The sequence below is a fragment of the Cupriavidus sp. 8B genome, from assembly GCF_054589115.1.
In genome coordinates this window covers 1-1262 of the sequence record NZ_BAAILO010000295.1, presented here as the reverse complement: position 1 = coordinate 1262, position 1262 = coordinate 1, and the positions used below count along the sequence as shown (strand labels likewise).

Genomic DNA, 1262 nt, shown 5'->3' with positions numbered 1-1262 from the left:
GTCCAGTACGGTACGCAACGTGGCCGGGTCGACTGCCCCTTCAATGCGAATCACCGCTCGGCCCAAACGGATCTCAATGGCGCCGTGCGGCGGCGTCGGCTCGCAAACCGCAGCGGCCGGACTCATTGGCATCGGACCGGGTGGCGAGCTTGGGTGTTCAACGGTCACTGGCAACAACACCGCGGCTTCCTGGCGCGGCTCCATTCGATAGCGTCGGCGCCAGGTGAACAGCATGTTCGCGTTGATGCTGTGCTCGCACGCCAATTTCGATACCGAGACACCCGGCTCACACGCTGCGGTTGCCAACCGCCGCTTGAATTCCTCGCTGTGGTTCGGCCGGCCTTTGCGACTGCCGACGACTGGTTCTTCCTGTAACTGTGACAAAGTAGTTCCCATCACTATTTGGTGGGAACTACTTTGGCGCCACTCTACTGAACGGTACAGACGGTGCTGGCGACTCGCTTACGATCTTCGGCATATAGGGCCCACCCATCTTGAGGGAATCAATCTGCGAGGCACTTTTGAGTTTCCCATCGCCCGCTATGCGCATCGGCTCATGCCCACCGCGGCGCTCCAGTCCGACTCACGTTCGCAGTGGCGTACGGCATAACCATTCTGCTTTGAAAGTGGCTCACAGGGCGGTGCCATAGAATTCATACCTCTGGGTCCGGCCGGCGAGAGTTGAGGTCGTCCGGTGGCCGCGACTCAGCTTTTCGGAGGCTTACCGCCCCTCCCCGCCGCCAAGCCCCCGCTGCGATCGGTATATCTGTGGATGCGGGGAATGGACCAGATGGACCAGTCAGCAAGTTATTGATTTTATTGCTATTTTTTGTGGGTGCCAGCCGGAAACCCGCATGAATGCTAGGGGAAGCTACCCCGGTAGATTGCATCGAAATCAAAGGGATACCATCTTAGCGCTACCTTAATCAAGCGACCGCATCACCTTGTATTGAATTTGCAGGTTGTCTGCTTTCAGCACTTCAAATCTAGCGCCTTTGTATCCGATGACTTTTCCTTGCGCGAGGTCATATTTCAGTTCTTGCGAGAAGGCCGGCCGCGCCATGTCGTCCTGAAACTCGCGGTAGAGAATTGAGATCGTGTTCTGCGAGACTCCAGAATACACGAGCTCCCGCTTGAAACTGTCCTTGCCCCACTGCTCGAATTTCGGTTCGTCAGAAAAAAGTGTGGGTGGACGGAGGCTCGGGGAGATTGCCAAGTGCATGATATAGCGCGATTTCTGTCGCTCTGAAGGTCCGGAAGCC

Annotated in this window: 1 protein-coding gene and 1 pseudogene; both read right to left on the bottom strand. The window is 57.1% G+C overall.

What is annotated here, in order from left to right:
- Positions 1-396: IS66-like element accessory protein TnpA (tnpA, locus tag ACYP5B_RS29495; RefSeq protein WP_459572017.1), on the bottom strand; the 396-nt coding region annotated here is incomplete at its 3' end.
- A 526-nt stretch (positions 397-922) separates the two neighbouring features.
- Positions 923-1262, bottom strand: a pseudogene (locus ACYP5B_RS29490) (hypothetical protein); the annotation flags it as partial.